Source organism: Zwartia panacis (genome assembly GCF_030410395.1).
In the GTDB taxonomy this organism is placed as follows: domain Bacteria; phylum Pseudomonadota; class Gammaproteobacteria; order Burkholderiales; family Burkholderiaceae_B; genus Zwartia; species Zwartia panacis.
In genome coordinates this window covers 1-375 of record NZ_JAUHHF010000040.1, presented here as the reverse complement: position 1 = coordinate 375, position 375 = coordinate 1, and the positions used below count along the sequence as shown (strand labels likewise).

Sequence of the window (375 nt, the reverse complement as noted above, 5' to 3'; positions counted from 1 at the left end):
CGCTATCCAGCACATACGTGCTCGTGTTGGCGATCGGGTACCCGATCGGCACCGTGCTCGACTCGCCAGCCGACTGCGCATCGAGCGGCGCGCTCATCGTGCCGCACACCGTCACCTCGGTCGGGCCGTACGCGTTGATCATGCGCGTCTGAGACGCAAAACGCTGCACCAAGGCAGGCGGGCACGCCTCGCCCGCCACCACCAAAGTCTGCAGACCCTCGAGCTCCTCGGCTGACACCTCACCCAACAACGCGGGAGGCAGCGTCGCGTGCGTGATCCGGTATTGCGCCAGAAAATCCCTGAGCGACTCACGCGTAGTGACCGCTTGCTCGGGGGCAATCAGCACCAGTGTTGCACCAGATACGAAAGCTGAAA

General features: G+C 64.0%; 1 protein-coding gene. It reads right to left on the bottom strand.

Features of this window, described 5'->3' with window-relative positions:
- Positions 1-375 (bottom strand): AMP-binding protein (locus QWY30_RS15860; RefSeq protein WP_290242664.1); only part of this gene is annotated, 375 nt, incomplete at both ends.